The organism is Mesorhizobium sp. M7A.F.Ca.US.006.01.1.1 (genome assembly GCF_003997935.1).
In the GTDB taxonomy this organism is placed as follows: domain Bacteria; phylum Pseudomonadota; class Alphaproteobacteria; order Rhizobiales; family Rhizobiaceae; genus Mesorhizobium.
Genome location: NZ_RZQL01000331.1, coordinates 1 through 6,183, shown reverse-complemented (window position 1 = coordinate 6,183; position 6,183 = coordinate 1). Strand labels below are relative to the sequence as shown.

The 6,183-nt window shown below is 60.2% G+C and carries 7 protein-coding genes, 2 pseudogenes and 1 riboswitch; of the genes and pseudogenes, 7 read left to right on the top strand and 2 right to left on the bottom strand.

The window, feature by feature from the left end; genetic code table 11:
• Nucleotides 1-220: pseudogene (locus tag EN943_RS38050) on the top strand (hypothetical protein); the annotation flags it as partial.
• 45 nt (nt 221-265) lie between these two features.
• On the opposite strand, the gene EN943_RS38645 reads toward EN943_RS38050, so the two are convergent.
• A complete protein-coding gene (locus EN943_RS38645; protein ID WP_245476077.1) occupies nt 266-970 on the bottom strand; it encodes a DUF309 domain-containing protein in 705 nt (234 codons plus the stop codon).
• 62 nt (nt 971-1,032) lie between these two features.
• Here EN943_RS38645 and EN943_RS33855 point away from each other — a divergent pair, with 62 nt between their 5' ends.
• From EN943_RS33855 to EN943_RS33845, 3 genes and pseudogenes are all read left to right on the top strand, one after another.
• Nucleotides 1,033-2,682, top strand: coding sequence for an MFS transporter (locus tag EN943_RS33855; RefSeq protein ID WP_127416236.1), 1,650 nt, complete (start codon nt 1,033-1,035; stop codon nt 2,680-2,682).
• A gap of 15 nt (nt 2,683-2,697) precedes the next feature.
• A pseudogene (locus EN943_RS38640) lies at nt 2,698-2,907 on the top strand (AAA family ATPase); the annotation flags it as partial.
• A 160-nt stretch (nt 2,908-3,067) separates the two neighbouring features.
• Nucleotides 3,068-3,529 carry a phasin gene (locus EN943_RS33845; RefSeq protein ID WP_127416235.1) on the top strand — a complete coding sequence of 154 codons (462 nt, stop codon included), beginning with the start codon at nt 3,068-3,070 and terminating at the stop codon, nt 3,527-3,529.
• A gap of 163 nt (nt 3,530-3,692) precedes the next feature.
• On the opposite strand, the gene EN943_RS37830 is transcribed toward EN943_RS33845, so the two are convergent.
• Nucleotides 3,693-3,884 (bottom strand): hypothetical protein, encoded by a 192-nt coding sequence (locus EN943_RS37830; RefSeq protein WP_164778521.1) that lies wholly within the window; start codon nt 3,882-3,884, stop codon nt 3,693-3,695.
• Nucleotides 3,885-4,035: 151 nt separating this feature from the next.
• Here EN943_RS37830 and queC point away from each other — a divergent pair, with 151 nt between their 5' ends.
• Genes queC through queE form a run of 3 tightly spaced genes read left to right on the top strand, consistent with a single transcriptional unit; the run spans nt 4,036 to nt 5,824 of the window.
• Nucleotides 4,036-4,734 carry a 7-cyano-7-deazaguanine synthase QueC gene (gene queC / locus EN943_RS33840; RefSeq protein ID WP_127416237.1) on the top strand — a complete coding sequence of 233 codons (699 nt, stop codon included), beginning with the start codon at nt 4,036-4,038 and terminating at the stop codon, nt 4,732-4,734.
• Complete coding sequence (queD, locus tag EN943_RS33835; protein WP_127416234.1) at nt 4,734-5,090, top strand: 6-carboxytetrahydropterin synthase QueD; 357 nt, start codon at nt 4,734-4,736, stop codon at nt 5,088-5,090. Before queC ends, queD begins: the two co-directional genes overlap by 1 nt.
• Nucleotides 5,087-5,824 carry a 7-carboxy-7-deazaguanine synthase QueE gene (gene queE, locus EN943_RS33830; protein WP_127416233.1) on the top strand — a complete coding sequence of 246 codons (738 nt, stop codon included), beginning with the start codon at nt 5,087-5,089 and terminating at the stop codon, nt 5,822-5,824. The genes queD and queE overlap by 4 nt, the downstream gene beginning before the upstream one ends.
• A 231-nt stretch (nt 5,825-6,055) precedes the next feature.
• Nucleotides 6,056-6,172, top strand: a riboswitch (TPP riboswitch).
• Nucleotides 6,173-6,183: the final 11 nt, after the last annotated feature.

The window sequence follows — 6,183 nt, the reverse complement described above, 5'->3', positions numbered from 1 at the left end:
CGGCGACACAGTATCCGACGCCAAGGGCGTGATCATGCCCGACGGATCGCTTCCTCAGCCGCCGACGGTTGAGGAAGCGCCGATGCCGGAAGCATCGAACGCACAGACTCGAGGCAGACGAAGTCGCAAATTAAAGCGCTGGCAGAAAGATGTTCCTTTGCCGCGAGGTCAGCGATGGAAGCGGCGCCTGCCTTGGGTGCTCCGCCAGATCCGGGCCTAGCCGTAGGTCGACTGCTTCAGGATCGAGGCTGCCTTGTCGGACTGCTCAGGAGAGACCTGCAGCGCATCCAAGTAAGTCAGCCGCTCTCGGATTGGGTGCGAGGATGAAATCAAAAACGGGCTCAGGCCGCCGGCCAGGTGTCGGATCTCGCAAAACAGTCGGAAAAGTTGTGGCCGCTTCGGCCTCTACCGCGAGGGCGGCGGGTGTCATTCCGATTGCGGCCTCAACGAGCCGGCTCGGCAGAAGCCCCACCTGACGAAAGAGCGCTGCAGCCCTTGTCGCATGGCGCGCGGCAGCGACCCTCTTTCCCTCGCGGATCTTCACCCCGGCCGCCGCCAACAGGATCAATCCCTTGAAGAACAGGCGATGCTGAGCGCTGCGTTTGGCAGCATGCCATAGAGGCTCCCACGCCTCATGAGCTTCCCAGTAATAGCCGTGATTGAAAAGGTCGATGCCCCATCGGAACACGTGTGAGCTGAGCGATTCCTCGACCGTAACAACGGTCAGCGGGTCGCTTTGGTAACTGTGACCCAAGGGGTCGCGAACCGGATGCGGATATTTGCCAGGCAGGTACGCGTAGCCTGGGAAATTCTTTTCGGGCACCAAGCGAGGACGTGGCATAGGCCCAGCAATCACGAAAGCATGTTGGTGGCAATTCCAGATGAAGTAATCGCTTGCGCCAGAGTGCCAGCGGTAAAGAAATATCTTGCGCTGCCCCGACAAAATGCGCTCATGGTGCCATTCCTCCATGGGCACGTGCGCCGGGAGGGCACCTCTAACACGACCGATAGACCGAGGGAGGGCTCAACCCAATGAGCAGGGTGGCGCGCGAAGATGCGAGTCCAGCTTCGTCGGCGACATTTGCGCCGCTCGAGAATGCGACCTTTCGTTCGATCTGGCTTGCCACGCAGGTCGCCAGCCTTGGCTGGCTGATTCAAACCGTCGCCATCAGTTGGCTGATGGCGACCATCTCGACTTCGGACGTGATGGTCGCCCTGGTGCAGGCTTCGACCACACTGCCGGTATTCGTCCTATCGATCTTCGCCGGGGCCCTGGCTGACAACTACAGCCGCCGCAATCTCATGTTCGCCGGCTGGTGCGCGATAGCGTTGTCCTCGGCGATGCTGACTGTTCTTGCGGCGCTGGGGATTTTCAATCCATGGATGGTTCTCGCCTTCAGCTGTTTGGCTGGAGCGGGCGCCGCTTTCACCGATCCTGCCTGGCACGCGTCGGTGGGCGATATCCTGCGAAAACGCGAAGTTCCCGCCGCGGTCACGCTGATCTCGGTTGGATATAACGCCGTTCGAAGCGTCGGCCCGGCGCTGGGTGGCGTCGTCGTTGCATCCTTTGGACCTCTGACAGCTTTCGCTGTGGCGACGCTGACCTATGTAGCGCTGCTATGGACCATAGGGCGCCGCAAATGGGATGTTCGCGCTTCACCTCTCCCGCGCGAGCCATTGACCACTGCCATCCATGATGGAGCGCGCTTCACGGCCCTTTCGGCGGAGATCAAGGCGGCCATCGCGCGTGGAGCGCTTTTTGGCGTGACCAGCATCTCCATACTGGCGCTCCTGCCTCTCGTTGCCCGCGATCAACTTGGGGGAGGACCAATCGTTTATGGTGTCCTGATGGCCGGCTTCGGGACGGGCGCCTTGTGCGTCGGCATTTGCAACAATGTCTTGCGGCGGTCTCTGTCCCAGGAGCGGCTAACAACACTGGCATGCATTGCCTGTGCGGCGTGTTGTCTGTCTCTTGCCCTCACCTCCTCAGTGGCTGTGGCGGCTATTGCGCTGGCGCTCGGCGGCGCGGGGTGGGTCGTCACCTGGACAGGGCTTGACGTGAGTGTCCAATTGGCAAGCCCACGGTGGGTCGTCGGTCGCACGCTCTCGATCCACTATGCCCTTTCGTCTGGCGGTATCGCGGCCGGCAGTTGGCTGTGGGGCACAGTGGCTGAGACCTATTCGCTCACCTTGGCCCTCGAGGTTTCCGCTGGTGCGCTAATAATGGTCGCGGCCACCGGGCTCCTGATGCCCATCCGTCAATGGCAAGACTCTGATCAGGATCCTTTTGGCTTCGAAACGCCACAACTCGCTCTCGACCTGAAGCCGAGAAGCGGGCCGATCGTCGTCAAGATCGAGTACTCAATACCGGAGGCAAACGTCGAAGCTTTCCTGGACCGCATGCAGGAACGACGGCGCGTGCAAAGCCGCGTCGGTGCCCGGCACTGGAACCTCCAGCGCGATCTTCAGGATCCCTTGCTTTGGACAGAAACCTTCCGCACCCCGACCTGGATGGATTATCTGCGACTGAACCATCGCTTGACGACGGCTGACAAGGCGTTGGACCAACATCTGCTCGAATTGAATTTGGGAATTTCGCCTCGTACCAAGCTGTCAATCGAGCGACCGACCGGGGCAACCCGCAAGCGGAACCAGTCGACGCGCTTTTTCTTCCGGCTGTGATTGTAGGCTCCGGGCGGGCCGCCCGGTTCTGGCAAAAGATGATGACCGCCGCAGCGCTGGCGGGCGAGTTGAAGTTGCCGCTCTTCATGGTTGTTTATGATGGCCTAATCGGCAAGTTGAAAGGCGAGACTGCCATTTCGTCTGCCGCTGGTTTTCGAAGCGATCGCAGTCCAGCGGGGGTGTCTTTTCTTCGATGAGTTCGACGCCATCGGTTCGCAGCGGTCGTCCCCAGGGTCTGTGTGATGCCCTATATGACCCGCAATCGCGCAGCATCGGTTCAGCCCACTCGCGCAAATTCATGTCAGCTTCATAAATCCGTTGCGGCGATTTCGTAGATGAGGGAGGCGGCTTTGCTTTGCGGCCGCCCCTGGAAAAGGATGGAACAATGTCCAAGATCACCGGCAAGACTGAAACGATCGAGAACGCCGAATTCCCTACCTTCGACCCGTCCAAGGCTGCCGAGCATGTCCGCGCTGTCGCCGATCAGAGCGTTGAGCACTCGAAGGACGTATTTTCCAAATTGAGCTCGGACGCCGAAACGGCTCAAAAGGCTTTCGACTCGACCTTTGAAATGGCCAAGACCACCAGCAACGAGATGCTCCTGAAGACGATTGCGGCTCTGCAAGCCAATGCCGAGGCCGGATTCACGCACCTCGAAGCACTGGTTGCCGTGAAGTCGCCGTCCGAGTTCTTCGAACTGCAGACCGCATTCCTGCGCAAACAGATCGAGACGTCCGCCGAGCAGACCAAGGCCCTCCAGGCATTGATGTTGAGAGCTAGCGAGGACGTCTCCAAGCCGATCAAGGATGCTTTTGAGAAGGCTTTGAAGGAACGCAAGGCCGCCTGATTCTTTAAGGGCAACCCGAGACCGAAAGTCAGTACCTCGTCCACTGGGGCACCTCGCGCCGGTCTTCTTCCATTTGGTCGGACAGCTTTGTCTGCCCGACCGCATCGTAGTGACGTCCTCCTCATAGTTTTCGGCGCCTCTTGGCCTCTAGGTCCGGTGGGCGTCAGTCGCGGTTCTCCCCGCTGTACCGGACAAGCCGCGCGATTTGTCCATGCAATGAGCTGGTGCGCGGCAAGTCGGGGAATGCACCGCTTGTCGCCGTCTCGACAATCGCGCTGCGCACCACTTCGGGGGTCTCCTGCCAATGCTCCAAGGTCGCGGTGACCGGCCGCTGGCGGTCGAAGATGCGCGACAAGTCGCGTGCAAGTCATGTTGGGGACCCTGACACCAAGATACGTGCGCCTCAATCGCGTCCACCCCATTCACAAAACCGGCTCCGTGGAGTACTGGGAACGCAGAGAAATCTCCGGTCGCAGCCTTACCCGGTCAAAACAAGGACTCAAACCATGAATGCCCTCGTCATCTGCTCCGGCGGATTGGACTCTGTTTCGCTCGCTCACAAGGTGGCGACCGAGCAGAAACTCATTGGCCTGCTTTCGTTCGATTACGGCCAGAGGCACAAAAAGGAACTCGGCTTTGCCTCCATCTGCGCCAAGCGGCTGGGTGTTCCACACCAGATCGTCGATATCCGCGATGTCGGCCGGAACCTGAGCGGCTCGGCGCTGACCGATGATGTGGACGTGCCCGACGGGCACTATGCCGAAGACTCCATGAGAATCACGGTGGTGCCGAACAGGAACGCCATCATGTTGGCTATCGCCTTCGGGGTTGCCGCCGCGCAGAAGGCCGATGCGGTGGCCACTGCCGTGCACGGCGGAGATCATTTCATCTATCCCGATTGCCGGCCCGCTTTTATCGACGCCTTTCAGGCGATGCAGAACCATGCGCTCGCAGGCTATGCCGATATCCGCCTTTACGCTCCCTATGTGAATATGTCGAAGGCCGACATCGTCAGCGAGGGGGCAAGGTACGCCACGCCGTTCGAGGCGACTTGGTCCTGCTACAAGGGCGGCGCACGTCATTGCGGTCGCTGCGGGACATGCGTCGAACGGCGCGAAGCATTCGATCTGGCCGGCATTGCCGACCCGACAGATTATGAGGACGCGGACTTCTGGCTCCACGCTGTCCAGACAAGGAGCGCGTGATGTTCCGCATTACCAAAGAGTTCCACTTCTCGGCCTCGCATCAGCTCACCTCCCTGCCACCAGATCATCAGTGCGCGCGTCTACACGGCCACAACTACATCGTCGTAGTGGAGCTTTCAGGTGGCGAACTGGACGAGCATGGCTTTGTGCGCGACTACCAAGACCTGGCGGCGCTCAAGCACTACATCGATGCGACGTTCGACCATCGTCATCTTAACGACGTTCTTGGGCATGACCGTGTGACAGCGGAATGTCTGGCCAGGCACTTCTACGACTGGTGCAAGGTTCGGCTACCACAAACCTCCGCGGTTCGGGTGAGTGAGACGCCGAAAACCTGGGCGGAATACCGGCCATGACTTACGCAATGCAGCCCGGAATCCGCGTGAGCGAGATTTTTGGGCCAACCATTCAGGGCGAAGGCATGCTGATCGGCTTGCCCACGGTGTTCGTAAGAACAGGCGGGTGCGATTATCGCTGTTCCTGGTGCGACAGCCTGCATGCGGTGGACAGTCGCTTCCGCCGTGATTGGGAGATGATGTCAACCGACGCGGTCTGGCAAAAGGTCATTGCGCTTTCCGGCGGTCAGCGCCTGATGGTGTCGCTGTCAGGCGGCAATCCGGCCATCCAACCGCTTGGCGCGCTGATCGACCACGGGCATAGTGAGGGCTACCGCTTTGCATTGGAAACCCAAGGCTCGGTGCCTAAGGAATGGTTCGCGGATCTCGACGTGCTGGTGCTCAGCCCCAAGCCACCCTCAAGCGAAATGACGACAGATTGGGCCGCGTTCGACACTTGCGTCGAGGCGGCGCAGGATAAGCCGCGGATGGCGCTCAAGCTCGTCGTCTTCGACGATGATGACTATGCCTATGCCAAGGACGCCGCGGCGCGCTACCCGCAATTGCCCGTCTATCTGCAGCCCGGCAATCACACGCCGCCGCGTCCCGGTAACGAAGACGCGTTGATCGACATGGCCGGTGTGATGAACCGCATGGAATGGCTGATCGAAAAGGTGACCCGTGACAGGTGGTTCGAGGCGCGTGTACTGCCGCAACTTCATGTTCTGCTTTGGGGAAACAAGCGGGGCGTATAGCCCACGCGGCTACATCCAGTTGTCGGCAGCAACGTCGGTCCAAGAAAGCCCGAAAATGCCGTGCTGGAAGGTTTCGAATCCGCATGCTGGCTCGCCTATCGTGGGTGCTTCGCGCTCCTCCAGGCGTGACTTGCTCTCGATACCTGCGTGCGTCCCCAGGGTTGATTGGTCGCCGATCGCCGCCTCGGGCCGAATGCGCTTGACAAGATAGCGCCGGCTCGTTCAATTCGGAGCATTCACCAGGGGAGTCCCGGCAAGGGGCTGAGATACTGCTGGCTTTCGCGGCGCAGTGACCCGTTGAACCTGATCCAGTTCATACTGGCGTAGGGACGGTGCAAGCGCTTTGCGGGAGTTTACGC

Bases quoted from the DNA above. Each gene is read 5' to 3' on its own strand.
- queD (WP_127416234.1), top strand. From the start codon at position 4,734: ATGTTCCGCATTACCAAAGAGTTCCACTTCTCGGCCTCGCATCAGCTC.
- EN943_RS33855 (WP_127416236.1), top strand. From the start codon at position 1,033: ATGAGCAGGGTGGCGCGCGAAGATGCGAGTCCAGCTTCGTCGGCGACA.
- queC (WP_127416237.1), top strand. From the start codon at position 4,036: ATGAATGCCCTCGTCATCTGCTCCGGCGGATTGGACTCTGTTTCGCTC.
- EN943_RS33845 (WP_127416235.1), top strand. From the start codon at position 3,068: ATGTCCAAGATCACCGGCAAGACTGAAACGATCGAGAACGCCGAATTC.
- EN943_RS38645 (WP_245476077.1), bottom strand. From the start codon at position 970: ATGGAGGAATGGCACCATGAGCGCATTTTGTCGGGGCAGCGCAAGATA.
- queE (WP_127416233.1), top strand. From the start codon at position 5,087: ATGACTTACGCAATGCAGCCCGGAATCCGCGTGAGCGAGATTTTTGGG.